Below are 26143 nucleotides of genomic sequence, written 5' to 3' on the forward strand. Positions count from 1 at the left end.
AACCTGATCAAGAAGAGGGATTCGATGCGGATTTGTTCGCCTTCGCGCAACAGAGCGGGCGCGACCACGGTGCCGAGCCCGTCTTTAAATCAGCCAGTGCACGTGCGGGTGCGAGTCATTGGTCCGCAGGTGACCGTTTCACGGCATGGAACCGAACCGAATGCCCTTGTCTGGCTGTTCCGCCCCAGCGGCGACAAAGTTCTACGGTGCAATGAACCATGTTTTTGATCTGACCGTCGAGTACGACATGAAGAATTTGGCTCTAGCGGGGCTTACGTCTACGTTTATACCCGTGCGGGTAATCGTGCTCTGCGTTGGTCTCTTGGTCCTAACCGATCGTTCCAGCCGAGCCGAGCCGCCGCGTCCGGGCGTTTTGAATTGCGCGTCGGGCGTTACCGCCGAGCAGCGTCGACGTTGTGACGAAGAGGCCTTCAGGCAGGTCCAGTCCGGTAGCCAATCGACACAGCTGGAGGGCGGATGGCGATTGGTGAAGAGCAAAAATCCTGACGGCGGCGCCGATGCCATTTCAGTGATGCATGTCGTCGATAGCGCCAAGTCGGATACGCGCCTTGCAGGTTTGAACCTGCAATGCGGGCAGGACGGCATCGAAGTTGTGTTCATCGTTCTCGAGCCACTGTCCCGCGCGACGCGACCGAACGTGACGTTGATAGCAGGAGAAAAGCACACAGAGTTCCAAGCATCTGTGATCCAGGGCGGCTTGGCATTGCTACTGCCCGCCGACGCCGCGAAGCTTGCTACCATTGACTGGCAAAACGCAAACGAGCTTTCGGTCGAAATCGGGGCGCCGCCGACTGCTATCCGTGGAGCGGTGCCGATCGCAGGACTGGCTACGGCTCTGGGTTACTTGCAGCACAACTGCCGCGCTCGATAATCCCGCCGACGACCAGAGCTTTCATGGCGATCAATCCCTGCAAACTGATTGCGTTTGGACAGATTGGCGCGCCGCCGACTGGCGATAATTCACACTGGCGACAATCATCGCAGTCAGCAAGACGGCGTCGCCGTCGCATGCTCCGCTGTGCGATAGCTAGCAACGTCCGGCCTTTGTCACGATGAACTCACTTTCCGCTTCAAAGTCTCACGGTTTATCGATTGCTCATTGCGTTCTAATCGCATTATTGGCAGCGACTCCGATCTTGGCAAACGCAAACGGCATCTTTGCATGGCACGTGGTTGCGCTTGTTACTGCCGCGATGTTGGCCATTGCGGCAAGAGGACCGGAAGCTGGCACATCTGCCGCGCAGTCGCTGAAGCAATTTTTGCCGGTTTTTCTGATTCCGGTCATCTGGATGGCTTTGCAACTTATTCCGGTGCCTACTTTTTTACTCGCAAACCCTATCTGGTCCGCGGCTTCGATCGCTTTGAACCAGCCATCGCTACCGGGCCGCATCAGCGTTGATCCCGGTGCGACGTTGCAAAGTCTGTTTCATTATCTGGTCGACGTGGCGCTGCTGGTGTCGACCGTCATCATCGCCAAGGATCGCCAAAGGGCCGACACGATCCTGATCGTATTGTGCGTGGTAACGACCTTCATGTCGGTCGAAGTCCTGCTCGGGCGACTTGATTTGTTCGCTGGAACGATTCCCGAAACAGGCACGGCTACGAGCCCGTTTCCCGCAGCAGCCGCTTTGGCAGTCTTGGCAAATGGCGCGCTCGTTGCCAGGGCACTCGAACGCCACCTGCACCAACAGGACATCCGCAACCTGGCCTCGGCCCAGTTGTGGATCGGGGTTCTTTCCGGACTATTCGGAATGGCCGCGGCGCTTGCGGCAATGTCGGCCCTGGAACGAGGCGCTTTGTTGGCGGTCACTGGCTGGGGGCTCACTGTCCTCGTTTTTATCGCCGCTGTTCGCAATTTGGGATTTCGCTCCTGGCCATCGGCAATCTTGTTTTCATTCCTTGCAGCTATCGCCGGTCTCATGGCGGTGCCGCACTCTCGATCCGCTGGTTTGGATCTCCTCGGTTTCGTAAGGCTTCCTGCGGACGTGGTTGCACCGGCAAAACACCTGCTCTTTGATGCACCGATATTGGGAAACGGCGTCGGAACATTCGGGCTGACTTCGCTAGCCTATCAGGAGTTTGGCACCGCAGCGTCGGCGGCACCTCCTTCGACCGCGATCTTGATCGCTATTGAGTTGGGACGGTTTGCGATTGTGATCCTAGCAGGCTTCGCCGCCCACCTTTTCTTCGTTACCTTTCTCGGCGCGGTTCGACGAGGTCGCGATTTCTTCTTTGCGGCCGTGGCCGCCGCCGGCGTTCTGGTTGTACTTTGCGAGAGCTTCCTCGATTCAAGCCTCTCAAGCCGCACGATCCAGACCATCGTATCGGTGATGATCGGACTCGGACTTGCACAATCTGCGGGTCGGACCAGCGGCGCCAACCACTAGGAGCAGTCTGCCCGCGCCATAACATTGTCTTTCCAGTAAGTTAGTCGATCAAAAATGACCTCCTCGAGCAAATTTCGCATTCTTCTGACTGCGTTGGCGCTGATCATCGGATCCCACGCGATCGTCTCGGCTATGGCGGAGGTGACGGCGTTGGAGCGCGCGACATTTCCTGCCGATGCATCCAGGATCAGCTCGCGCTGGACTGGTGATGTGCCCTCCTTGCTGACAACACTCTCTCCTTTCGGATCGGAGCTGCAGAGCAATCATGCCTTGATCGCCGCGCTGCAGGCGATCCAGTCAGGCCAGCAGGAGCCGGCGACCGTACGATCGACGGGGCACGCCGATGCCGTCGACAGAGTCAGCCGGACATTATCAATCTCGCCTTACAATCCTGAACTCTGGTTGGCGCTGGCGCTGCTTCAAGCGCAGCGCGACCCGCACGACCCAGTCGTGGTTGAGGCGCTAAAGATGGCGTACTTTATCGCGCCAAACGATGCGCGGTTGATGCCAGTGCGGATCGACATCGCGAGCCGCTTCGATGCGCTTGCTATTCCAGACGTCAAGGACCTAGTACGCAACGACGTTCAGCTCATCTTGACCCGCCGGATTGCGTCGAAATGGGCACTGGTGTCGGCTTATCGGCGAGCATCAGACCGCGGCAAGGCTTTCCTGAAGGATGCTATTGAATCGATCGACCCCTCATTCCTTGCGGCACTGCGCCGTTGAGCGCCGTGTGCAGTGTGGTGAGCGGACCATGATCTGCACCGCTCACAACCTCCTGAAGCTGTTCACCCTCGCAACCGCAACCCCGAGCCGGAGAACCTGCATCAAATCCCCATCGCAATCCCTATCTGGGACGGACTCCTAGACTTCCTGATACATCAGCGCTGCTGCGGTCCGAAAAATAATCCGGATGTCGAGCCAGATGCTCCAATTTCTCGCATACCAGACGTCGCACTCGACGCGCTTCTCCATCAGATCGATAGTGGGCGTCTCGCCCCGCAGGCCGTTGACGTGGGCCCAGCCGGTCAGGCCGGGTTTCATGTGATGGCGGCAGACATATTTGCCGATTAGCTGGTCGTAGTAGCTGTCGTGGGCCAGCGCGTGCGGGCGCGGTCCGACCAAGGACATCTCGCCTCGCAGCACGTTCCAGAGCTGGGGCAGTTCGTCAATGCTGGTCTTGCGCAAGAAGCGCCCGACTCGAGTAACCCGCGAGTCGGGCCTCGTGGCCTGCGTGATCGCGAAGCCGTTCTCGGTCACGCGCACGCTGCGGAACTTCCATATCTCGAACGGCTTGCCTTTGACGCCGCGACGCGACTGCCGAAGGACGATCGGACCCGGCGTATCCAATTTTATCAGGATCGCGGCCGTGATGATGAGCGGCGCCAGCATCAGAAGGGCGAAGGACGCACAGCCAACGTCGAGACAGCGCTTCTGAAGCCGCTTGAGGAGCGTCAGGGGTGATCTCTGAATCTCAATAGCAACGGTTCCGCTGACCGGCAGAAACGGCCGCGAAACTAGATCCGCGATCGGCAAATCGGGCAAAAGGCGAATCGGCTGCGGAACCATCCGCAAGTGCTGGCTGAGCTTCCGCAGCATCGGCAACTCGTTCCACTCGATTGCCACCAGGTACTCGTCAACGTCGGCGGCGCGCGATTGCCGGATCACATCCGAGATCTGCTGATTCCAGACCTTGTCGTCCTGGTCCATTTCCGCGTTGAGCACGAAGTGACGCACGACATCGAAACCGTGCTTGCGAAGATCCTTGAAGCGGTTGGAGGTGAAATCCAGCGGCGCTAAGCTGAGCAGGATGACCTTCCGGTCGAGCAACCGCTCCTTGGCGAAGGCCGACGACAGGCAGTAGCGCCAGATCACGCGGTGTGTGATGAGCGCGACCGCTCCCAACACTGCGAACAGGATGATTGTCCCGCGGGATAGGTCGGACGCCGACTTCAGCAGGAAGGCGAGGACGGCGAGCGTCGCGAGCGCGAACAGCCAGGCGCCGAGGAGCTTGCGAGTTTGCCAGAGCGTATTCGACAATCTGTGGCTATCATAGGCGCTCTGAAAATAAGCGGCCACGATGAACACAATGCCGACTATGACTCCAGCACCGATCCAAGCATCCGGATCGATCGGCAAGTTCATGAACTGGCGATAGAGCGCGCTCGCAGCCCTGCAGCTCAGCAGGATGAGCAGGAAGTCACCCGCGATGATGAAAAGCTGAAACGGTCTCTGCAGTGGGCTGCCGCGGTTCGACGTCGATACGCGGAGATTATCTGAGCCGTATGTGGTTGCAGGCATCTCGAATCCCTTCACTTCAACGGCGATAGCCGCACGAACCCAAAAGCGAACAAACACAACGAATTTGGGCGAAAAGGGCGAGATCAACGCGAGATGGGCCTGCATCAAACTGATGCGATCCAAGCTTGGATTCGCGGGCTGCAAGCAGAAGTTGCTTGCCAAAAACAGCGACATTGTGGCGCCGCACCAACAAAATTGACTCGTTCCTTGCACTGCCAATTATGAGCCGCTGGTTCGATCGCAGGCGCAATCAATCAATTCGTATCGAGCGAATGCTTCCACCGTGGCCATGCGGGCCTGAATGCGTGCGTGTTGAGGGCTTAGAGCTGTTGCGCCGACATCGTTCGTCGGCTGTTTCTGACGATATTGTGCTCCGCCTTGAGGCCTGAGCGCCCCAAGCGAGCGGCTCGGTGCGGCCAAGCGCTTCCGCCCGAAGGCGTGACTCGTCGCGTCAGTCGCAGGCCGTAGTTGCCCGGAATCCACAAACGACGATTGTTGCCGTAGCCGACTTTTGCCCGAATTGATAAAGGTAGCCGTGGCGCAACTCACATAATCCGCGATGCCCCCTTTCCTTCCGAGGCTCCGAGGAATTCTTTACCCTCTCTCAATCCTGCTTTTTCGGTAAGACCGATGCTGAAGATGCTTATCATATTGAGCGTGTGGCTGCTGCTCAACGTTCTGTTCGTGCTGATTGTGGTTCCTGCCCGCAAGTCACGCTCTCGACTCGACGCGTCGGGAAAGACTCTTGCGCCGGTGCCGATCGACGAGCATCAAGACCGGTTCGATCACGACGAACCATCCTCCCTTCGCCATGCCTTCGTATCACTTGCAATGGGAGCCTTTTTTGTCTTTGCCTCTCCGCTGATCGCACTACGTGATGCAATCGTGCGACTTTGGAAGAGGGTGCGGGGACATGAGACTTAGGACCGCCGAGCAATGAGCTAATGCGAGGTTAACGCCGAGACTGCGGACGATCCTGGTTGCCTCTCCATAGGCTTCATGCAGGCGCTAATAGGCCTCCTTCTGGAACAGCACAGTGGATGCGGTCCGCGCCATTATTTTAAGGTCGAGCCAAATGCTCCAGTTCCTCACATACCAGACGTCATATTCCACTCGCTTTTCCATCAGGTCGATGGTCGGCGTTTCGCCACGGAAGCCATTGACCTGAGCCCAGCCTGTGAGGCCGGGCTTCATGTGATGGCGGTATACGTAGTTGCTGATGAGTTCGTCGTAATAATTGTCATGGGCGAGCGCATGCGGGCGCGGCCCGACCAAGGACATGTCGCCGCGCAAGACGTTCCAAAGCTGTGGCAATTCATCGATGCTTGTCATTCGAAGGAAACGCCCGATCTTGGTGACCCGAGCATCCCGCTTGGTGGCCTGGGTAATCGTCCACCCGTTTTCGCAGACCGTCATGGTCCGAAATTTCCAGATCTCGAAGGGCTTTCCGTTGAACCCTCGGCGCGACTGGCGGAAGATGGCAGCTCCCGGCGAGTCGAGCTTGATCAGAACGGCGACTGTCAGCAGCAGTGGTGTGAGTATGACGAGCGCCAACAAGGCTATCCCTACATCGAGACAGCGCTTTTGCAGGCGCTCGAACACGGTAAGCGGAGGTCGCTGGATTTCGATCGCCACCGTGCCACTGACCGGCAAGAACGGGCGCGAGACGAGATCGGCGATCGAATTGTCTGGTAGCACGCGAATCGGTTGGGGCACTGCGCGTAGATGTTGCCCAAGTTTGGGCAACATCGGGAGCTCATTCCAGTCGACTGCAAGAAGGTACTCGTCGACGTCAGCCGCGCCGGACTGGCGGATGACGTCGCGGATCTGCTTCTCCCAAGCGCTGTCGCCGTTATCGCTGCCAAGCACGAAGTGGCGCACGACATCGAACCCGTTCCTGCGCAGGTCCTTGAACCGGGTTGCGGTGAAATCAAGCGGCTTTAAGCTAAGCAGCACAACCTTGCGATCCACCAAGCGCCCCTTCGCAAAGCTCGTGCCGAGTGCAAGCTGCCATGCGAAGCGGAGACTGACCAATCCGAGACCGCCGACCGCGGCAAAGACGATGATGGTGCCGCGGGAGAGATTGTCCGTCGATTTCAGTAGAAACGCCGCGACGGCAAGAATCGTCAGTGACGCGAGCCAAATGATGACAGCTTTGCGCAACTGCCAGACGAGATTCAGCAATCGATGTGTCGCGTACACTCCATGGAAATAGGCGATCGCAACAAACACTGCGCCTACGATTAGTCCTGCACCAATCGACGCACCGTCAGCACTGGAAGCGACAATGCCGCTATAGAACAGGGAAGCCGCGGCATAGCAAAGCAGGATCAGCAGGAAGTCGGCCGCAATGATGAAGACCTGAAACGGGCGATGCAGAACGGCGCCACGCGCTGACGCGACTGGCTCGACATCATCGGAACCGTACGTTGCTACAGCCATTTAACCTCTACATCTCGATTGAGATTGCTACCAGGAGCAGACGCAATCCCTGCAGCGCGGGATACTCGTCGCGACCGTGAAGATTGTGACCTTCGCGGCAGATCGTGTTAAGTGATCGCAGCGATATTGTGGCATTGCACGCATGATTTTTGCGGTGCAGGGATGTGTTGTGTGACCACGCCGATTTTTTGATCCGTTATGCCTGCGATTTGCATCGTCAGCCTCAAGACCGTTACAAACTTGTCGTAGTCATATTTTGACGCACTGATGTCGTGCCAGATTAGCTTCGCAGAAGCGTATGCGTAGCTCCTTTGCTCAGTTCCAGCGTATGTGACAAAATTCATGGGCAACTTTCAATTGTATTCTGTGCAATCTTCAATTGATGGTCCGATCCGGGACGAACGAAGCCCACAAAATGATCTAAAAAAGATGTTACCGCGGGAACAAGCTCGGTTCCGGAAACTCTGGACTTCCGCATCGCCTGCCGTGGAGTCGGTGCTCGCGTTCGCCTCACGATGCCCCCTATAGAAGGCGCACCTCAGAGAAGGCGCACCTCGCATTGAGAACTTTTCAGCGTAACATCTCGACCGGTCTCGAACCCACTCCTCCTCACTAAAACTCGGTCAACTGCTTTTTGGACCTAGGCTCCTCATGTTTTCTCTTTTCCGATCTCGTCCGCCTAAGAACAAGCCGATGCTACCGGAGGGAGTTCGCATTTTCGCGATCTCGGATATTCATGGCTGCTCGCATTTGCTGCAGCCCATGCTGCGGGTGGTCGACGCCGACGTTGCCCACAGCCGGCCGCGCTATGCGATCGAGGTGTACATGGGCGACTATATCGATCGCGGCCCGGACACGCGCTCCACCCTCGACATTTTGGTCGAACGGAGCCGTCGGGGGAATGCAGTTTTCCTCAAGGGAAACCACGAGGCATTTCTGGTGAGAGTGTTCGAAGACCCGTCCCTGTTCGAAGATTGGATTCGCATCGGCGGCGCCCAGACACTCATGTCCTATGGACTCGCGCCGCCAGATCTGAAGCGCGACGATCCGGCGTCGATACTGCGCGATTTGATCCGCGCAATGCCGGGCGAGCACCTGGAGTTCCTCGACGATCTGCGGCTGAGCTATACCTGTGGAGACTTCTTCTTTGTCCATGCCGGCGTTCGCCCGGGCATAGCTTTAGCCGAGCAAAGCGAAAGCGATCTGCTCTGGATACGCGAAGAGTTTCTGCGGAGCCAAGAACAGTTCAGCAAGTATATCGTTCACGGTCACACTCCGGTCCGCACCACCGAAATCCTGGCAAACCGCGTCAACATCGATACCGGCGCCTACGCGACGGGCAATCTGACCCTCATGAGTATACAAGGCAGCCGGATGCTCGCGGTGTGAACAGCAAATGTCTACTGATTCGTCAGGCAGATCGCTCCTTGAAACGAACGAGTGGAGTTCGGAGGTCATGAGCTAACGGTGCCACCTAGATGAGCGCGAGCGGCCTTTCTCGCCGTGCTCGCGTGTCGGCCATCCAATTGCTCCAGGCCCGCTCATGCTTGGTGTAAAGCTCCAGCCATCGCTGCCCAGGCTTGTTCTGATCGATACGACGGTCAGGGCCCGGACGGGCGTCGGGATTATCCAACGTCTCGAACTCGATGGTCTCCGCGATGGTCAAACCGACAAGGACTCGCTGTCCGGCACCGTCCACGATGTACCGTCGCGGGGCGTCCTTTTTCGGCTCGGTCATGTCCTGTACCACCTGTTGCCGCGAGAACCGCGGTGCCGCTCGCAAGCTGGACGCGGCCTAAAAGGCACGTCGCGCGTGGCCGAACGTTGAATTGGGGATCGATCGGGCCGTTCGGCGCGAGGTGCCGCAGGGCTCGTTCGTCGTCGTTCGTTGGAGGCGCCCGCGAAGCGCATATCCTAAACCGACGCCGACGAAGAAGATCAAAGCGGAGACAAATGCAGAAGCCATAGGAGTCGCCCCGAATAGTGCGGTGCTCATCAAGAGTGAGTAGTGTGTCGACATCATGATTCTCGGTGAATCCTGGCGCCGAAAGATTGCTCACGCCTGATCTTAACCTGGCCAGGTTGCTCTCAAGTCTGTCTGTCCGAACCGTCCGGGGCGGATGGCGCGCCGGAAAAACGGATTACGCGGCCGTTCTGCGGAACGTCGCGCTTGCAACCTTTCAGAGGCCGTCGCATTATTTCTCGCCCATTTCGAGAGGGATCAAACCAATGAACTTTCGCACCCTTGTTCCATCCATTGCTCTTTCTGTTCTTGGCCTCGCTTTGATGACGACCGCAACTCCAGCCGCGGAGCTCGCGCTGGCTCCGGCACATCATCGGGCGGCCGACGTTCGAACCGGTTACGTATTTTGGGATGATGTTTATCCGCCTGCGGTCTATGGCCCCAATCTTCGCTCCGTCGAGGAAGTCTCGGCGCTCAAGGCGGAAGCGCGGCCCGTGTCCCAACGCTGGTGGGGGTATTGGTACGCTCGGTGAACGGGCAAGCGTTTAGCCAGTAGCTGCATTCAACCATGAACCGCCGCAACACCGGGGAGCCGATAGCGGCGGTTTTGGTTGAGCTCTGCTTGAGCCGATCCAACCATGACGATTGAATGGGCGGCTGCATGAAAATCAAAACGGCGGCCGCGAGCCTATGGTTTTTCGCTGGATACGGGTTGCAAGCGTATGCTGCGGCCGCGGGTGAATGTGTCTCCCGGCCCGAGCGCTTCGTACTTCATTCTGACACCGTGTATTGGACTGTTTCGATCCCATCCGGGACGGAATGCCTGCAGGGCCTGCGCGGCAAAACACAGCTCTTGGACGAAGTTAAGCTGGTAGAGGCGCCGAGCGCCGGTATCGTGACGATCGCCGGGCCGTCGTTTCGCTACCAAGGCCCTTTGGGCCCAGGAACTGACCGGTTTCGAATTGCGGTGTCGGGCGAAAACCGCAGGCAGCGCGGATCATCGGTCATCATTGTGGACGTGACTGTCAGGTAGAGCGTATCCGTCCGGTGAAGGCCGCCTTGCCGAATGAGGCGTGTTGTTGAGAACTGTCCTTATGGACAGTGATAGGCGCAGTGCCCAAGTCGAACGGCTTGAGGTGGTGGACACGGGCCGGCGGCGACGCTGGTCCGAGGATGAGAAGCTCAAGATCGTCCTGGAGAGCTTGCAGGCGCCGCGCCAAGTTGCGGCAACAGCGCGGCGGTATGGCGTTTCGCGCTCATTGCTGCTGCGATGGCGACGGTCGTTTCAGAGTGTGCCGAGGGATGTCCACCAACCTGGCTTCGTACCGGCAATGGTAGTGGCGGAATCAGGGCCGATGCCTTGTCCAGTCGCGCCGACAAGCAGCGGCGGATCGATCGAGATCGAGTTTGCGGCCGGGGCTCGGATGCGGATCACGGGTACGGTCGACGCGGCGACGCTGAAGGCCGCCGTGGCGGCGCTGGCAGATGGAAGCCTGCGGTGATCCCCATTGCGTCTGGCGTGCGGGTGTGGATTGCGACCGGCCACACCGATATGCGCCGCGGCATGAACTCGCTGGGCTTACTGGTGCAGGAAGCCTTCAAGCGAGATCCGCACGGCGGCGACCTCTACGTGTTCCGCGGCAAGAGCGGCAAGCTGATCAAGATCCTTTGGCATGATGGGCTCGGCATGTCGCTTTATGCCAAGCGACTGGAGCGCGGCCACTTCCTCTGGCCGTTGTCGGCTGATGGCGTGGTGACCATCACCCCAGCCCAGCTTGGCCACCTGCTTGAGGGCATCGATTGGCGGATGCCGCAACACACCTGGCGGCCGCAGGCGGCCGGCTGATCGCTGGGATTTGAATCGCTGGCACAATTGGCAGTCCGGACAGAGCCGGCGTCTTGTGATTCTCTGGTCGGCGATGGGCGCCGATGATTCTCTCCCCAACGATGTGACCACCCTGAAGGCGATGCTGCGCGCCGAGCGCGCGGCCCGGTTGGCCGCAGAAGCCGAGGCCCACGCGGGGACCTTGCTCATCGAGAAGCTCAAACTCACGATCAAGAAGCTGCGGCACGAGCAGTTCGGACAATCCTCCGAGCGCGGCGCATTGCTGGACCAGCTTGAGCTGCAGCTCGCCGATCTCGAGGAGAACGCCGCGCAAACCGAGACCGCCGCGCAGATGGCCGCAACCGAGAAGATTACGGTGCCCTCGTTCGAGCGGCGCAAACCGGCGCGCCGGCCGCTGCCGGAGCATCTGCCGCGGGAGCGTCTTGTGTATCCAATGCCTGCGACTTGCCCATGCTGCGGCGACAACCGATTGCGCAAGCTCGGCGAGGATGTGACCGAGACGCTGGAGCTCATCCCGCGCCAGTGGAAAGTGATCCAGCACGTCCGTGAGAAGTTCGTCTGCCGAGCCTGCGAAGCGATCAGCCAGCCGCCGGCCCCCTCGCACCCGATTGCGCGTGGGCGCGCGGGACCCAGGCTGCTGGCCCATGTCCTGTTCGCCAAGTATGGCCTGCACCTGCCACTCAACCGTCAGAGCGACGTCTACCAGCGCGAAGGCATCGACCTCGACGTATCGACGCTGGCGGACTGGGTGGGCGCCTCCGCGGCAACTCTGATGCCGCTGGTCGATACGATCCGGAGCCATGTCTTTGCGGCCGAGCGCATCCACGCCGACGACACCACAGTGCCAGTCCTTGGCAAAGGGCAAGACCCGGACCGGCCGGCTCTGGACCTATGTGCGCGACGACCGCCCGTTTGGCGGTCCCGATCCGCCGGCGGCCGCGTTCTTCTATTCGCCGGATCGTGGCGGGGAGCATCCGGAGCAGCACCTGGCGGGTTATGCTGGGCTGATGCAAGCGGATGCCTATGCCGGCTTCGGCAGGCTCTACGAGGCCAATCGCAAGCCAGGTCCGATCGTCGAAGCTGCATGCTGGGCACACGGCAGGCGCAAGTTCTTCGATCTCGCGCGGCTCAGCAAGGCGCCGATCGCCGCCGAGGCGGTCAAGCGCATCGATGTCCTGTTCGCCATCGAACGCGAGATCAACGGTCTCGCGCCGCAGGAGCGCCTGCGCGTGCGCCAGGAGCGCAGCCGCCCTCTGATCGTCGAACTGCAGGCGTGGTTGCGCGAACAGCGCGCCAAGCTCTCCAGGAACAACGATACGACCAAGGCGATCAATTACAGCCTCAACCGCTGGGAGGCATTCACTCGCTTTCTCGAAGACGGCCGCCTTTGCATATCGAACAATGCCGCCGAGCGCGAGCTACGGGCTGTCGCCGTCGGCAGAAGAAATTGGACCTTCGCCGGCTCCGATGAGGGTGGCCGACGTGCGGCGGCGATCTACACCCTCATCGCCACCGCAAAGCTCAACGACATCGATCCACAGGCTTGGCTCGCCGACGTGCTGGCTCGCCTGCCGGATCATCCCGCCAGGCGCATCCACGAACTCCTGCCTTGGAACTGGCGCCCTCAGAACGTCGCTCACGCCGCCTGAGCGCAATCGGCTATCCGCCCAAAGCGACCTGACCACGGGCCGTCACCGGATGCGTACGGTAGAGCCGTGTCGCTGAGCGGCGAACTTCCGATACGGGACCACAGCCCCTTTGTTGCACTGGATAGCTCGATAGCGGTGTTGTTGAGCCCGCGAGCGAGTGAAACTTCGTCCCCACGGAAGGCTGCTGCTCTTTGCCTGGAAGGCCGCTACTTCGCCTGGGCTCCCCGATCCCAGGGCCGCTTGCCATCCGCACCCCTGTCCCAAGGGCGCGTTGTTGGGGCGCTCTTCTCCTCCGAGGCCATCTGCGCGCGATCGGCCTGCACCCGTTCGCGATCGGTTAATGGCGCCTTCGGAGCTGGCGATTCGGTCTGCGCGAGTGCCGGTGTCGTGATGAGCAGTGACATGAGGAGGATTTTTTTCATTCGCGGCTGTAACACAGCGGCCGCGGGCTGTCTGATCTATTCGCAGCCCTTCAGGATGAAACGATCTGTTTTGCCTGGCGTATACCCTTAATGGTGGATGACCGTATAACCGAGTTTTGCATTAACGCAAAGCATCGCTCTTGCCTCGTAAGTACGTACGCGGTGGCGGCGCAAAGGGTCACGAGCCGAGTCCCTAACTGGGCAGCAAAGGTGCAGGAAAGGTGCAGGAAAGTCCAGGATTTGCGTGCTTAGGACAAGCTACTTCTGATCTTCGTTGCTGGTACCGGTGCCGGGACTACCGATTGGTAAGCCGTTGGCGGCATGACCCACGCCAGTATTTCGCTCAGCCTGTGCAGCAGCCGGCGACGTTCCGTTTGGCGTCGGGGGCTGGACATTCGGATTGTTCTGCGAGGCATTGCTGTGGCTAGCGCCAATCGTGGCGTCCTGCGATCCCATGCCTGAGGGAGCTGAGGCTCCGGGATTAGTGGTGCTCGAAGAGGTGCCTGTGCCAACGCTAGAGTTCGCCGCCGATCCCGCGCTGCCCCCGGCTCCTCCGCCTGCACCGGCACCACCGCCGCCTCCTTGCGCGAAGGCCGGTGAGGACAAAGCAATGCATGCGAGTGCCACGATGGCGGATTTTCTGATCATGGATGTTCTCCCTGAGTTTGAACAGCAATCACGACAGACGCAGGAAGTTCCCTTCGCTGCCGCGATTGCCCTCAGCCGCGAGCGACAGGCCAGACCGCTCCGGTTGCGCCTAAGTGCGCAAGCCAAGCCATCCTGACACCCGACAGCGCCCTGATTTGGGTCAATTGCACACTAGCCGCCGTGCCTAAGAAATTCGCCACAAGGCGGTGCTGGAGCCTTTTCTTCCGAGGTGTTCGCGCACGTCGCCGCGGTGCAGCTTGACCCATGTAAATTCATAGGTTGTACTGCTATTGCATTGCATATTGTTCCTGATTTCTTGATCAAGGTGTATTCTGGAGGGGCGTGCAATGAGCAATCATGCTGCCGCATATGATCGGGCAATTTTGCTGAGACAGCGTGTCGATACGCCAGAGCTTACCGAACTTCAGAGACTTAGACTGCGCCTGCGCAGGGCCGAAGCGACTACGGTCCGCGCAGGGTTATTTCATGACAAAGACCGATGTGGCGTAGCTGGGCGGCACGACGGAAGCCCTAAATCGTCAGGTGCTTCCATCCGCGAGAAAACGCACCACGTGGCCGGCATGTCGTGAACGGCGGCGGGCTGTTGCGCCGAGAACTGGTCCCGAATTGTGGCACAGTTCGATCGCGCACATCATTGTAAGCGCGCGCTGCCCCATCACGCTTGCGCTTTCACCCGAGAACAATTGATGCCGAACAATATCGAAGACCTTCAGATGCTGCGGTTGATCACAGCCTTTCAGAATGTGAAAGACGAAGCTACTCGCCGCATGGTCCTCATGTTCGTCGAAGAGCAGGTGGAGAACGAGAAGGCCAAAAAACTTGCGGCGGACGCCGGCAAAACGTAGCCCGCTGCAGTCCCATCATCAACAGAAAAGCGACCAGGCAACTGTCGGACTAAGAAGGGAGGACGTACTTAGAATGATAGTTTCAACTCCCCGCTTGACAACCACTTTACTGGTCGCTGCCGGCGCAAAGCGTCACGCGCTTCGAGTAATTCACGAAGTCTTTGAGCGTTGTCAGATTGTGTCTCCTGCCACTCGATGCGATCTTCTGCAGTCCATAAGTATGACTCGCGATTGAACCGAGCTTTCTCAGCCTTATCAAATTCCGCGTATAATTCGATATCGCGCTCAACCTGGTCAAGTTGTTCCTGGAGAGCTCTTGGCATCGTTCCTTCGGCTTTTCCTCTAGCCGCTTTGATCTTCGGCGTCACCGGTGCGGCGATCAGTAAGCGTTCTTTCGCCTCGGTAATGCGTTGCTTCGGTGGCTTGCTACTTTCAGTCATTTGGCTTTGATCTGTCGCTTTTGGGGCGAGAGCCGGTGCCCGGGCCGCCGCTCGCTCGCTTAAAGTTCCCTCTACTGATTGCACCTCAAATTTGGCCGCAAGATGAGCAACAACATTGACGTGACTGGAATCGTACCCGAGCTGCAAGGTACTGATTCGACCGGAGGGATAGCTCGCGCCGGGTCTCGCCCCGCAATGCGGCGAGCGAGACTTCGACCGCCTTCTGACGATGGGTGTTCAGGAGCCTATGTCGCAGCACGCCATAGCGTTGCATCTCCTAGGTTAGTTCAGCGATATCGATGGCAAGGAGCCATTCGATCGCTGACCGTGGAGCGATGTCCTGAAAGATGGCTGCCTGAAGCGCGCGATACTGATCAAGACTCTCTGAGTGCGGGTCGATTGGTACGGCGGTGACGATTTGTGGCTGGCGGCAGTCGAAAGGCCCGTTCATTGACGCGGCGCCTCCGAGCTATGTTGTGATCCAGAAGCTTGATTGATCGTGTTTGCGTCCTATGTCCTTGGCGCGCGAGGTTCTCTCCCTCTTCGAAGCGCTGCTGAACGGCGCGCAGCTCCGACGGCTCCTGTTACTAACGGAAATCAATAGCTTCCGACGAGCAGATGGCAATGGCGTTCCGAACCAACGGAGAAGGTCACGGCCAGCTCTGTTGAACCGATCATTCTCGTAGAACGGCTCGCATGATGCAGATCGAAAATTCGGAACCTGCCATCAAAGCTTTCCTTGCCGAGATCCTCTCGGTCTCTATCCGAGTGTGGATGGATCTAGGCCAACACGTCTATGACGTGGGTCGCCTTCAATGACGCGGTCACGCTGCTAGCACGGTTCACAAGAAATTAGGCCGCGGGCGAGAAGCCCGCAGGGCTATCCCGGAGCATGCGTGCCCGGCTCCATCGATATTCCAATGCTCCAACACCCGCGTCCGCTCCAATGAGCTGGACCGCATTGCGGCCGAGCTGCGGTGCGCCCGCAACAGTTAGCTGCTGATGCAATGAGAGCCGTAAACCGACACGTACCGCCAATGCAGAAAAACTGACAGCGTATCCCAATGCCAGCGCGGTGAAACCCGGCGGTCGTTTAGCTTGCGACCGCCGAGTCTAACTTGCATCTCGATCGCCGGGCAACTTAACACTTTCGGCATATATCTGTCGGCTGGCAAACGCGCATATTATTACTGTGATTCGCTGACCATTGTTTTCACGTCGAGAATGTTCATGCGAGCAGTATCCCGCGATGATTTCCGAAGCTTATTCGCCCTTGATCCATTCGCGGCCCGGCATAATACGCAGCACGATCGTGCATCTCGGCTGCTGAAGCTATTGACGTCGGCCCGAACTACCTCCGATGCTCCCGTCGATCAGTGGCCAGAGCGCGTTGAGGCACCTGAACCCGAAATTGACCGCAGCGTCATCGGTGCTCGCGCGGTGGCGGACGAGGATGCACATTATGACCATGCCAGCGCGTTCCTCCACGCCTTGCTCAACGCGTTGGATCAAACCCAACATGAGGCTTCGTCGATCGGCCTGCTCTAGCCAGTGATTTGGCTGATGACGCTACCGCGCCCAGGCCGTGTCGCTTGATGCGCGGAGGCTTTCGCTATCGCCGTGCTAACCGCCGCATTAGCTACCCTCTTCCGCTTTGGGTACTGGGTATGTCGCTGTCGTTTTCCGCTCTGCCTCGCGCACCTTGACGCGAAGGCTCTCCAATTCGTAGCGCTGAGAAGTGAGCCATTCTTGGTGCTCATAGTAGCGCAGTGGCGTCGACCGCTCGAACTCGGTGTTCACGCATCTTGCACAAGCCTCCACTCCACGCTTGAAAGCTTGGATCATGGCCGCCGCTGGACCAATCGGAAAACGATGCACTCGTGAATGAAGTGCGACGAGGTCGTTTCCGCACTTACTTATGTGAATCGTTTGTCGCTTTAGCCGAAAGTTAATGACGGCGGCCGGCGAATTTCAGGGCCACCGCGGCGACGACAGACTTCAAGGCCCAAGCGTGAATGCAGTTTTGCGGCGGCCCGCGGCAGCAAATCCAAACCGATTCCCGCTCCGCATCGTCTACGCCTGACAACGGCACCGAATGCGGTGACCGCGTCGAGCCGTGATCTTGAGGATCGATTGAAGAGCGCGATGTCCGGATCCGTGCGCGGGGATCGACGGCGGCGCAGCGGCGGTTGACGGAGCTGTGCTCAAAGATCATTATGCGCGGGCGGATAAGGAAGATAAGCCGGCCGCTTAGCTTCTCTCCCGCGTTAGCCGCGCTTCTTCTGAGAGGACAGCTTGAATTCCACGACGTCGTGCTGATCGCTGGGATCTAATTGCTCCTGTCGTTTCACGATTTGCTCAAGCTCAAGAGCTTCGATGGCGAGTTCATCCGCTAAGCGCTTAAACAGCGCGCGCTTTTCTACGTCCGTCGCCAGCTGACTCATATGGGCAAAGTCTCTCGCGTCGGCGCGGACCTTCTCCAATTGTGGCCTGAGGTCCTTCATGTTGTTCCGGCTCAGATTCTAAACTCACCTTCGGCGCAAACAATAACCAAGATGGCCCATCGATTGGATGACGAGCCACCATCACTGCGGCGTGTTATTATTTCGGTTGCGATCAGAGTTCTTTTCGTCTTCGTCCTTCCATTCGTTCAAGTGTGGGAGGCAGTCGGACGGCGCTTCAGAGGGCACTAGGACTAGGATGGCGTGGGCGCGCTGAACGCGACAGCGCTCTTGGTGCGAGGACCGCCTCGAGCGCGCTCCACGATATTGTATCTCTGCTCGCCGCTGCGCTCGCAGACTACAAACCGTTCTTGATCCGACCGAGGACGCGTTTGGCCGAAACGATTGTTCGCCGCTCGACTTGCGCTTTGGCGTCCAGCACCTTATCGCCAGCTCGCGCGGCGCGCAGGCGGTTCACCTCGTCCGAAACACTGGTGCCCTTCCCAAACGTTCCGACCAGACGACCATTTGTTGCGTGACCAACACTGATGTTTGCTTTGGCCTGTGCTGCAGGGGCTGATGTGTTTCGGGTGGACGGGCCAATGATCAGCTGGTCCTCATTGCTCGTGCCGGTCCCAAGGGCGCCGATCGGCAGACCATTTTGAGCGTGACCAACCCCGGCATTTCTTGCGGCCTGGGCTGCCGCCCGCGACTTCGCCGGCGTGGCGGGCTGAACGTTGGGATTTCTCGGTTGGCTGCTAGTGCCCAGATTTGCGCCCGTGGCGGTGTCTTTCGTCCCCATTCCTGGGGGCGCTGAGGGACCAACGTTGCCTGCACTCGTCCCCATCCCAGCAGGCGCCGACGGGCCAGCGTTGGCACTGTTCGCTCCCGTCCCCGTGCCCGCACCCGCGGACCCCGCATTTGCGCCGCCTGCTTGCGCCAGGACCAACAGAGATGAACTCGCGACGATCGCGGCGAGAACCAAAGGGATGGCATGGGACATCGGACAATCTCCTTTGCCAAACCGTTAACTATGATCCCGGAGCGCGGTTCCTCCACGCCGTGGCTGGTTCTGGCGCATAGTGCTGGACCACACGCGCGCCCCTTGGTCACAGCGCACCCAAACCGCGCAAAACGCGCGAGCTACCATTGCCGATTTCAAGGCGCCAACCGCATATTGTCAGCAAGCCTGACGGAAGTGACGCCTCTAATGTAACACTCGGGTTGCTTCTGCTAGCCGGACCTTCTTCCTCAGCTGCTCAAGATCCTTGATCGCGTCGAGTAGTTGCACCAGGTGGCGGATGACATGTGCCAAGTTGGGCTTTCGGCGTTTGAAAACTCGATTTTTTTGTCCCATTGCTACACGTCTCCTCGCCACGAAAATCACTGGTCCGACCGATTGGCAAGGAGCGTGCCATCTGAGCGTCCGCCGAGCGCTCCGCTGATGAGAACGCCAATCGCGCTCCCGCCCCAATCTAACAGGCAAGGAGAGCGCACATTCGAGGACGATTATCTCCCCTCCCGGTTGCGAGTACCGTGGGCAGCAAACTACGAGACGGCGACCGTTGCGGAGCAAGCAACACCGCCCTGGGCCCTCCGCAACGAGGTCTCTCACCGATGAATGGTCCGATCAGTCCACCACGAGAGCTCTTGACGACCGCAGTGCCGGTGGAGTTCGAGGATTTGGCCCCTCCACTTCTACTGCCCGGCGATAGCCTTGAATGCTACCAGATGCTGCGGCAGCCGATCTTCACCGACCTCGCTCGCAATCTGTGATCAAGTGGATGCTGGCGATTGACGTCGCAGAAACTTCCTGGGAGATCCAGCGCTACCGGATCTGGCGCCACAAGCTTGTCGGGACGTATCGCCAGCACCAGAAACGCGCTGCGGCGCATCAATTTGATCGGGATCGCGCCTGAACTCCAAGATCAAGCAGAATTCCATTCGGGCCCAGAGTGCGTTGAGCTGGCGGCTTGATCCAATACTGCCTGCGAAATCGAGGAGCGCCTCGCGCACTCGATCGGCGTGGGGGTGCATGCACCAGCCTCAGGTATCTTCGACATTTTGAGGACCTGTTGAACGCCGCACAGATCAGGAGATTGCTGCTTCTCAAGCAAATCAAAAGCCACCCAAACCTTTTGGTGCGCAAGGTCTCCATGGCTCGGCGATCAGACGCGTTGAAAACAGTTAGTCCCTTGTCCTGCACGGCTTGATCGGTCTGCAACTGCAACGGCGCGTGTGGCCGCCCCTGTCTTGCGGTCGCGGAACGGTTGGCACCGGTTTGCGGATCGTGGCGGCAATTGGCCTTGGCGACGGCACTGGCGTCTTGGGGCGTAGGATTTGCTCGGAAGCGTTGGCGGTGATGCCGGCAATTCGTTCTTGGACCATCCTAAGCTGCTCGGCGGCATCCACTCTGTCTCGCACCATTTGTGCCTGGACCGCCGTAAGCTGCTCTGAGAGCTGACCAAGGTCGCGAACGATCTGATCTTGGCTGGCCTTGAGCTGCTCGATCGCTTGCTGCACGTTGGTAAGATCGCCCGACGTTCCCTGCAGCATCGGCGCCAGCTCCGGCGAGATGGGAGCGGCTGCTGGGGTCGCATCGTGCGGTGTAGTCTGGGTCAATGGCCCCGGTGCTGAAGTGCCACATAGGTTGCAGTCGTCTGAGTGGTAGGCAGAGCCGAGGAGATCTCGGGTCTTCCCTGCGGCAACGACGAAGGTGAACGGCATGCGCGGACCACCGATACATACTTGCTCTGGCCGCATCGCCGTAAGATGATTGCGCAGCGAGAGCAGCCACACAGATGCCGCTTGCCAACAGCACGCCGATCAGGCCGCGCAGTACCGGCTTCCCCCCGATGAGCGCGCCCCCCGGTCAGGTGGTCGAAGCCATTTCGTGGGATTCTTCGGATGAGAAGGAGGGCGCGTGCCATCCTGATCTAGCTTGGAAAGCTGTTCATTGACACGCGCGAGTTGTTCATCTGCACGTGCGATCTGGTCATAGGCGTGGACGAACCGTTCATCCGCGCGCGCAACAAGCTCGACGTCTTCTGGTGAGAGCGCCGGACTACGAATCTGTGAGCCGGGATATATCGGTTTAAGGGCGAATGCATTGGCGTTCTCCATCGCACCCAATGTCACCCGAACCGAGGGCGAGCATTAAATCGGGTAAGCCCACAATCCCCAACGCGGGTTTGACCAAAGCAAGGCCACAAGATGAAAACCAGGGGCGGACTTTCGGCGACAGCTCGGCGGACAGGGCTCGTCGGTGCAATATCTCCACACCCGAACCGTGACTGAGGATTATTAGCTCACCAACGTCGCCCGGAGCTTGATCAAGTTGAAATCTCCGAGGAGCGTGTCAGGTCAGGTGCGATAAAGCGGAGCCGGGTGGTTCGGGGAAATACTCGATCGACGCGACGATATTCCGTCTCGGCAACTTGGCAACGAAATGTCACTCGTTACGCTTGATGCTCGCGAGAAGCCTTAAACCTGGAACTGTCGATCAGAAATGGCTCTGCGCGCGAGGGCCGGCTTGACGAGCGATGCGGGAAGCCTCAGCTCTCAGCCAGTCTATTTCGCGCAGAGCAGCGCTTACGATTAGATAGTGCACGATTTGGTCCTTCTTCACGAGATCCAACTAAACGACAAGTGACGTCCGGAGATTCAGGAGCGCATCGCGTCGATAGCGTGTGCGATTAAAATGCCCACGCTCAAAACAATTAGAAAACTGAGCAACCAGGTACTCACGTCCACCTCCTGGCTTGGAAGTGAACCTTCCGGTTTATGCACAGTCAAAGGCATCGCGCAGGGAACCGCGATTTCAGCGGCGGCTGAGGATTCATTGCCACACGGGCGGCTATCGTCGGAACGCAAGGAAAAGGAGCGTGCCGACGACGGCGGTCGCGAGAAGTGGAAACCAAATGTCTGGCACTTCAAGGACTCCGACTCACTGCGTCGGATTAAGTGCGAGCTGCGCTCACGATTCTCCTGGTTTTCACTATTCTCCACAGCTCAAAAGAAGTGGCTGCAGCTCGCAACGAATATTTGGTATTATGTTCGTGTCGGGCGCCGTCAGCATTCGAAGCTTTTCGATCTCGCGTGTTCGTTTAGCAAGGCGAGGCAGACTGGTGGGTGGAGAAGCAAGACAAAGGAACGCATTTTTGCTTTGGCAGTAACGAGGCTAAGGCCGCATTCGCGCAGCTATGCAAATCGCAAAGCGTTCATTGTTCAGACGCCTAGCGGCCGAGTTTGCTCTCTGAGAGAGAAACCCGTGCGCCGCGGGCGAGAGAGCGAGACCGACATCCGGGCGCGGGCTTGCGCCTTGGCTCACGATCTGTGGCCGCCCGGCCTGACTTTCGACAGACAGCCCGACCTGGGCGTCCCGCGGGGGCTCCCTTCAAACCGCATCAGCTCGCTGCGGCCACGGCATTCCTCGGTGCGCCGCCTAGCCCCGCACACCCCCAAGCTATGATATTCCTTCGGCCGGCTGAGTGCAGCTGCCCGCGTTGATTAGGTCATCTGCCGCGTCTGATCAAAAGCTGAGACAATGAGGAAATCATCCAGCTTCCGGCCACCTCGAAGTTGCGGCTTGAGCCATCGCGGCACCCTGCCCCGCCCCGACCAGGTCTCCGTCGGATTCTTCGGATTCCGATACTTTGGACGAACGGGCGGGTATTGGCGGCGCTTACGCTCAAACCGGGTGACTTCGTGAGCCATTCCGATCAGTCGCAGCCGTTCCTCCAATCGGGCTTTTTCCGCCAACATTGTGTCGCCAAGTTTGACGGTCACCTCGTCGTGAATTTTCAAAAGCTCGTCAAGCGAGAGCAACTTCAGATGATCGATGTTCATAGCTCCATCCCCGGTTCTAAGAGCATTAATCAATCAAGCCCAAACAGCGGGCAAGGCACGGCTTACAAAGCGATCCCACAATCCACATTTAATTGCAGCAACCAGCAGTGATAAAGGCAACAGAGCGGTAATACCGTGGCGAGCGCGAAAAGCCGCGGGGCATTTAATTCGCGCACCTGGTTGCGATCCTTAATTCTGCACTGTCGCCTTTTGGCAAGCCGGGCACCGCGCTGGGGCGCGGACCTACGCCAACGTAAAATGGCGCAAAACTGGGAAAGAAATTGTCAGCACGAGTGAGGAGATTAGAGCTGGCATTGAGAAACAGGTCCGTAGAGTGGGCGAGTTCAAATTGAACAATGGAAATTGACCGTTTTCTAGCGCTCCGGTTGGAAAGGAGACCTGATCCGCGAAGCAGATGCATTTAATCGCGGTGATGTGCTCGGATGTGGGTTAATTCCACAGAACTGCTTAAAGGATCGAGCAGGGTGCCCGGCAAGCGTTCTGGTCTTCGAGGTCGGGCGGATGACACGAGAGCTTTCGCCATTAGAAAAGTCAGCTGCGGATGCACTGAGGCGAGCGCGGCGACTTCCAGTCGGTCCCAATCGGAACGATCTTCGGCAACTTGCACGGGGCCTTCTTTGGCTGCACCGCAACGGAATGGATGCGCTCACCCACCGGCGCAACACCGATATTGCGACCGCCCCGGTCGACATCAACCATCTCGCTCCAGAGCAGGATGTCGACATCGCGGATTGAGCCGGACAATCCTGCCTTCGATATTCGCTAGATGTATCGCCAGAGCGCGAGCCACAGCTCGACAGGCAATTCGCAGCTTGATCCGGTGGCGGTCTCCAAAAAGCCGCAGTCCGCTGGCCCCAAGCCTATCACGCTCTCTAGCGCTGAACGCAGATCAAGACCTGCAATCAGACGTTTTAACCGTCCTTCACGTGCGGCAGTCCGCCCCCCAATTTGCAGGCACAGTTGCAGGCTGATTCTCGATCCTTCTGCCTAAAAGAAGAGCTGATTGCGAAGAGCTGATTGCGTTTGCCCGAGCGCAGTAGCTCCTTTGCCTGATCATCGATTGCTGAGAGTCGCTCCAGCTGCCAGCCGTATGTGTTGCGGGCTCGTGGCGTTCCCGCTATTGAGAAGCATGACAAGATTTTATCTCATTGCGGGATGGCTAGCGCTGGGGGCCATAGCGTTCGTGACGCTTGGTCCCGTCCATGACAGACCCCAAGTTGCGCCGCCTCATCTGGAACATTTCGCAGCGTTTCTGGTGTTGGGCTTAGTATTCTCACTGGCCTATCCAAACCGGTCAATCCATGCAGTCACAATCGCGGTTGGCGGCGCCATCCTCCTTGAGGGTCTACAACTCCTGACGCCCGACCGACACGGTCGCCTGGTAGATGCAATGACCAAGGTCGCCGGGGCTGCTTCTGGCATTATGCTGGCTCGCGTTGCGCTCAACTCTTGGCAAGCTAGATTAAGAAGCGTGCCTGCGGTGAGCAACATTTTGAGGCAAAGCGAGCAGGATCAGCGTTAGTCGCGCTCGTTGTCCACATTTCATTATCTCATTATCCTCTTTGAGATCGTCTTGACGACAGCGGCGCCCATCTTCCTAAAGTTGCTGCCCCATCCTGAATGCTACATGCATTAGCTCAATCTGCGTCTCTGAGCGCGTGTCCTTTATTCGCTCCTTAAAAACAAGTCTCGATGCTGCTGGCCTCGACCACATGCCCAAGCAGCAGTCGGCCAGTATGCTTTGGGCGAAGCGACAAAGCTTCACATTTGGGCAAGGATTGCCTCACAATTGATATGGCGTTTTCATTATCGCGTCGCAATATAGAGGGATCGTCCAGCCCATCATGAGGCCCAAGCGATGATCCGACATGCTGCACGCATGCTGGCGCTGGTGTATTGCGTTTGCAGCCAGCCAGCCTACTCCAGTCTCGAAATGCAGCAGGTCGTGCCTCCGCTTTCATTCACGCTGTTCTGCATTAAGTACCCCGAGGATTGTCAGGAACAGCGGGACCGCCGGACAACGGACTTCCGCTCTCGAGGGCAGCGCTGGCGCGAGCTCAACCAGATCAACTCGAGCGTCAATTCTGTTATCGCGGCCGAGAGTCTATTGGCAAGCCGGAATGACTATGACTGGCAGATCTTCCCCTCTGACGGAAACTGTGGCGACTACGCCGTAACGAAACGCCATCTGCTGCTTCGATCGGGCTGGCCGAGTTCGTCTCTCCTTTGGCAGAAGTCGTTGTTCGCGCGACGGGCGAACATCATTTTGTCTTGCTCGTACGAGAAGGACGAGCCATTTTCGTTCTGGACAATCTGAGCGGAGTGATCATCCAGTCCAATGAAGCCTTGGACAAGTGCGTTTTCCTGCGCACTTAATCGGATCTGAACCCTCAGCTCTGGACGCGCGGACTTGGCGAGATCTTAGCTTAGCCGCGTTCTTGCGCTTCGAATTCGATCACGTCGCAAACCTATCGTCTTCCGAGCCTACAGCTACCAATCAGGCAACCAGCGCTCTGCGCTTGGTGGGCGAAATGCCGGCGATGCGCCCGGCTCGTTAATAATAGTCAACAATCCGCTTGAAAATGGTCTACTGCGGGTAGCGTCGGGACAGGCTTTTGGGTAAGAACACGCACCAATTTCTATGAGATTTGCATGACCAAAAAGCGCGCACTAATTACCGGTGTTACGGGCCAGGACGGGGCCTACCTGGCCGAGCTGCTTCTTGGAAAGGGCTATGAAGTCCATGGCATCAAGCGGCGGACCTCGCTCTTCAACACCGACCGCATCGACCACCTTTACCTTGATCCGCACGAGCCCGATCCGCCGTTCCGCCTGCACTACGGCGATCTGACGGACTCCTCCAGCCTCATCCGGATCGTTGCCCAGGTGCAGCCCGACGAAATTTACAATCTGGCTGCCCAGAGCCATGTGGCCGTGTCGTTCGAGGAACCCGAATACACTGCGAATTCCGATGGGCTGGGGACGCTGCGGATTCTCGAAGCCATGCGCATCGTGGGGCTCGAGAAGACGGCGCGCTTCTACCAAGCGTCGACTTCCGAATTATATGGCCTGGTTCAGGAAATTCCGCAGAAGGAGACGACTCCTTTTTACCCGCGCTCCCCTTATGCGGTCGCCAAGCTCTACGCCTACTGGATCACGGTGAACTATCGTGAAGCCTACGGCATGTATGCCTGCAACGGCATTCTGTTCAATCACGAGTCTCCGGTGCGCGGCGAGACCTTTGTCACCCGCAAAATTACTCGCGCCATGGCGCGGATCCATTTGGGACTGCAGGAACGCCTTTACTTGGGCAATCTGGATGCACTGCGCGATTGGGGCCACGCCCGCGACTATGTCGAGATGCAATGGCTGATGCTGCAGCAGGAGACGCCGGACGATTTCGTCATCGCCACCGGCGTGCAGCACTCGGTGAGAGAATTCGTCGATGTGGCGGCCAGCGAAGTTGGAATGCGTATCCGCTGGGAAGGCACGGGAGTGGACGAAAAGGGATACGATGCAAAGACTGGAAAGTGCATTGTCTCTGTGGATCCCCGGTATTTCCGACCGACCGAAGTCGCCACCCTTCTAGGTGACCCTACCAAGGCGAAAGAGAAGCTCGGCTGGGAACCCAAAACTTCATTCGAGAGCCTGGTTCGCGAGATGATGAAGGAAGATGTTGAATCGGCGAAGCGGGACGAGCTGATCAAGCAGCACGGCTTCCGCTACTTCGCGCGACACGAATAGCCTGTCGGCAGGTCGTCATCGCGATTAATAAGGATTAATGGATTAATAAGGAAGTAAGCGCTCTCGCGGCGCTTACCTCTGCTCTTGCCAAGCGAAGTCACCGC

At 58.5% G+C, this 26143-nt stretch carries 26 protein-coding genes and 1 pseudogene; 18 read left to right on the forward strand and 9 right to left on the reverse strand.

The window, feature by feature from the left end; genetic code table 11:
- Positions 1-160: 160 nt before the first annotated feature.
- The 3 genes from IVA80_RS05760 to IVA80_RS05770 all read left to right on the forward strand — a co-directional run bounded on the left by IVA80_RS05760 (position 161) and on the right by IVA80_RS05770 (position 3134).
- Positions 161-892 (forward strand): hypothetical protein, encoded by a 732-nt coding sequence (locus IVA80_RS05760; RefSeq protein WP_247426458.1) that lies wholly within the window; start codon positions 161-163, stop codon positions 890-892.
- Positions 893-1157: 265 nt separating this feature from the next.
- Positions 1158-2408 (forward strand): hypothetical protein, encoded by a 1251-nt coding sequence (locus tag IVA80_RS05765; RefSeq protein WP_247426461.1) that lies wholly within the window; start codon positions 1158-1160, stop codon positions 2406-2408.
- A gap of 54 nt (positions 2409-2462) precedes the next feature.
- The gene (locus IVA80_RS05770) at positions 2463-3134 is read left to right on the forward strand and encodes a hypothetical protein (RefSeq protein WP_247426463.1); all 672 of its coding nucleotides are present in this window, start codon (positions 2463-2465) and stop codon (positions 3132-3134) included.
- Positions 3135-3272: 138 nt separating this feature from the next.
- Here IVA80_RS05770 and IVA80_RS05775 read toward each other — a convergent pair whose 3' ends face one another.
- Complete coding sequence (locus IVA80_RS05775; protein WP_247426466.1) at positions 3273-4883, reverse strand: undecaprenyl-phosphate glucose phosphotransferase; 1611 nt, start codon at positions 4881-4883, stop codon at positions 3273-3275.
- A 456-nt stretch (positions 4884-5339) separates the two neighbouring features.
- On the opposite strand from IVA80_RS05775, the gene IVA80_RS05780 reads away from it, so the two are divergent.
- Entirely contained in the window at positions 5340-5633 is a 294-nt protein-coding gene (locus IVA80_RS05780) for a hypothetical protein (RefSeq protein WP_247426469.1), read from the forward strand.
- Between the two features lie 84 nt (positions 5634-5717).
- On the opposite strand, the gene IVA80_RS05785 is transcribed toward IVA80_RS05780, so the two are convergent.
- Positions 5718-7151, reverse strand: coding sequence for an undecaprenyl-phosphate glucose phosphotransferase (locus tag IVA80_RS05785; RefSeq protein WP_247426472.1), 1434 nt, complete (start codon positions 7149-7151; stop codon positions 5718-5720).
- A gap of 651 nt (positions 7152-7802) precedes the next feature.
- Between IVA80_RS05785 and IVA80_RS05790 the strand changes: the two genes are divergently transcribed.
- A complete protein-coding gene (locus tag IVA80_RS05790) occupies positions 7803-8540 on the forward strand; it encodes a metallophosphoesterase (protein WP_247426476.1) in 738 nt (245 codons plus the stop codon).
- An 85-nt stretch (positions 8541-8625) separates the two neighbouring features.
- Here the strand turns inward: IVA80_RS05790 and IVA80_RS05795 are convergent, their stop codons facing one another.
- Positions 8626-8889, reverse strand: a complete 264-nt coding sequence (locus tag IVA80_RS05795) for a hypothetical protein (RefSeq protein ID WP_247426479.1) — start codon at positions 8887-8889, stop codon at positions 8626-8628.
- Between the two features lie 491 nt (positions 8890-9380).
- Between IVA80_RS05795 and IVA80_RS05800 the strand changes: the two genes are divergently transcribed.
- The 8 genes and pseudogenes from IVA80_RS05800 (at position 9381) to IVA80_RS05835 (ending at position 14545) form a co-directional block, all read left to right on the forward strand.
- Positions 9381-9647 carry a hypothetical protein gene (locus IVA80_RS05800; RefSeq protein ID WP_247426482.1) on the forward strand — a complete coding sequence of 89 codons (267 nt, stop codon included), beginning with the start codon at positions 9381-9383 and terminating at the stop codon, positions 9645-9647.
- Between the two features lie 128 nt (positions 9648-9775).
- Positions 9776-10147 (forward strand): hypothetical protein, encoded by a 372-nt coding sequence (locus IVA80_RS05805; RefSeq protein WP_247426485.1) that lies wholly within the window; start codon positions 9776-9778, stop codon positions 10145-10147.
- Positions 10148-10208: 61 nt separating this feature from the next.
- A pseudogene (locus IVA80_RS05810) lies at positions 10209-10391 on the forward strand (transposase); the annotation flags it as partial.
- A gap of 78 nt (positions 10392-10469) precedes the next feature.
- A complete protein-coding gene (locus IVA80_RS05815; RefSeq protein ID WP_246230636.1) occupies positions 10470-10616 on the forward strand; it encodes a hypothetical protein in 147 nt (48 codons plus the stop codon).
- Positions 10613-10960 (forward strand): IS66 family insertion sequence element accessory protein TnpB, encoded by a 348-nt coding sequence (tnpB, locus tag IVA80_RS05820; RefSeq protein ID WP_247426488.1) that lies wholly within the window; start codon positions 10613-10615, stop codon positions 10958-10960. Before IVA80_RS05815 ends, tnpB begins: the two co-directional genes overlap by 4 nt.
- A gap of 73 nt (positions 10961-11033) precedes the next feature.
- A protein-coding gene (locus tag IVA80_RS05825) for an IS66 family transposase (protein ID WP_247426814.1) occupies positions 11034-12609 on the forward strand; the annotation gives its coding sequence in 2 pieces (ribosomal slippage) (positions 11034-11810 and positions 11812-12609; 1575 coding nt in all).
- Between the two features lie 1050 nt (positions 12610-13659).
- Positions 13660-13815, forward strand: a complete 156-nt coding sequence (locus IVA80_RS05830; RefSeq protein WP_247426490.1) for a hypothetical protein — start codon at positions 13660-13662, stop codon at positions 13813-13815.
- A gap of 571 nt (positions 13816-14386) precedes the next feature.
- Entirely contained in the window at positions 14387-14545 is a 159-nt protein-coding gene (locus IVA80_RS05835; protein WP_247426493.1) for a hypothetical protein, read from the forward strand.
- A gap of 68 nt (positions 14546-14613) precedes the next feature.
- On the opposite strand, the gene IVA80_RS05840 is transcribed toward IVA80_RS05835, so the two are convergent.
- Positions 14614-15132, reverse strand: a complete 519-nt coding sequence (locus IVA80_RS05840; RefSeq protein WP_247426497.1) for a hypothetical protein — start codon at positions 15130-15132, stop codon at positions 14614-14616.
- A 130-nt stretch (positions 15133-15262) separates the two neighbouring features.
- Complete coding sequence (locus tag IVA80_RS05845; RefSeq protein ID WP_247426500.1) at positions 15263-15436, reverse strand: hypothetical protein; 174 nt, start codon at positions 15434-15436, stop codon at positions 15263-15265.
- A 779-nt stretch (positions 15437-16215) separates the two neighbouring features.
- Here IVA80_RS05845 and IVA80_RS05850 point away from each other — a divergent pair.
- Positions 16216-16533, forward strand: a complete 318-nt coding sequence (locus IVA80_RS05850; RefSeq protein ID WP_247426503.1) for a hypothetical protein — start codon at positions 16216-16218, stop codon at positions 16531-16533.
- Positions 16534-17252: 719 nt separating this feature from the next.
- Here the strand turns inward: IVA80_RS05850 and IVA80_RS05855 are convergent.
- Both IVA80_RS05855 and IVA80_RS05860 read right to left on the reverse strand, forming a co-directional pair.
- Entirely contained in the window at positions 17253-17489 is a 237-nt protein-coding gene (locus IVA80_RS05855) for a hypothetical protein (RefSeq protein WP_247426506.1), read from the reverse strand.
- A 295-nt stretch (positions 17490-17784) separates the two neighbouring features.
- Positions 17785-18228 (reverse strand): hypothetical protein, encoded by a 444-nt coding sequence (locus IVA80_RS05860; protein WP_247426509.1) that lies wholly within the window; start codon positions 18226-18228, stop codon positions 17785-17787.
- A gap of 982 nt (positions 18229-19210) precedes the next feature.
- Between IVA80_RS05860 and IVA80_RS38310 the strand changes: the two genes are divergently transcribed.
- On the forward strand, positions 19211-19345 hold the full coding sequence (locus tag IVA80_RS38310; RefSeq protein ID WP_256467347.1) for a hypothetical protein: 135 nt from the start codon (positions 19211-19213) through the stop codon (positions 19343-19345).
- Between the two features lie 268 nt (positions 19346-19613).
- On the opposite strand, the gene IVA80_RS05865 is transcribed toward IVA80_RS38310, so the two are convergent.
- Both IVA80_RS05865 and IVA80_RS05870 read right to left on the reverse strand, forming a co-directional pair.
- Positions 19614-19982, reverse strand: coding sequence for a hypothetical protein (locus IVA80_RS05865; RefSeq protein WP_247426512.1), 369 nt, complete (start codon positions 19980-19982; stop codon positions 19614-19616).
- 1953 nt (positions 19983-21935) lie between these two features.
- Positions 21936-22274, reverse strand: coding sequence for an H-NS histone family protein (locus IVA80_RS05870; RefSeq protein ID WP_247426515.1), 339 nt, complete (start codon positions 22272-22274; stop codon positions 21936-21938).
- Between the two features lie 1150 nt (positions 22275-23424).
- Between IVA80_RS05870 and IVA80_RS05875 the strand changes: the two genes are divergently transcribed.
- From IVA80_RS05875 to gmd, 3 genes are all read left to right on the forward strand, one after another.
- Positions 23425-23817, forward strand: a complete 393-nt coding sequence (locus IVA80_RS05875) for a VanZ family protein (protein ID WP_247426518.1) — start codon at positions 23425-23427, stop codon at positions 23815-23817.
- Positions 23818-24153: 336 nt separating this feature from the next.
- Positions 24154-24612: a transglutaminase-like cysteine peptidase gene (locus IVA80_RS05880; protein ID WP_247426521.1), complete on the forward strand. Its 459-nt coding sequence runs from the start codon at positions 24154-24156 to the stop codon at positions 24610-24612.
- A gap of 335 nt (positions 24613-24947) precedes the next feature.
- The gene (gmd, locus tag IVA80_RS05885) at positions 24948-26039 is read left to right on the forward strand and encodes a GDP-mannose 4,6-dehydratase (RefSeq protein ID WP_247426524.1); all 1092 of its coding nucleotides are present in this window, start codon (positions 24948-24950) and stop codon (positions 26037-26039) included.
- Positions 26040-26143: the final 104 nt, after the last annotated feature.

This window comes from Bradyrhizobium sp. 139 (assembly GCF_023074175.1).
Lineage (GTDB): Bacteria > Pseudomonadota > Alphaproteobacteria > Rhizobiales > Xanthobacteraceae > Bradyrhizobium.